This is a genomic window from Dactylosporangium sucinum (assembly GCF_014647515.1).
Lineage (GTDB): Bacteria > Actinomycetota > Actinomycetes > Mycobacteriales > Micromonosporaceae > Dactylosporangium > Dactylosporangium sucinum.
In genome coordinates, this window is sequence record NZ_BMPI01000101.1 from 17,459 (window position 1) to 17,770 (window position 312).

Genomic DNA, 312 nt, shown 5'->3' on the forward strand with positions numbered 1-312 from the left:
CACCTGTTCGGCAACGGCTACACCATCCCGCCCATCTTCTGGCCCACGGTGGTGCTGCCCGGCCTCCTGGCGGTGCTGCCGATGCTGTACCCGTTCATCGAGGCCAGGTTCGCCAAGGACAGAGCCGTCCACAACCTGCTGCAGCGCCCGCGGGACAACCCGTCCCGCACCGCGCTCGGCGCGATGGCGATCACCTTCTACGTGGTCCTGCTCATCTCCGGCGGCAATGACGTCGTGGCCGACAAGTTCCACATCAGCCTCAACGCGATGACGTGGGCGGGCCGCATCGGCATCCTGATCCTGCCGCCGCTG

General features: G+C 67.3%; 1 pseudogene. It reads left to right on the forward strand.

The window, feature by feature from the left end:
* Window positions 1-312: pseudogene (locus IEZ31_RS57880) on the forward strand (cytochrome bc1 complex cytochrome b subunit); the annotation flags it as partial.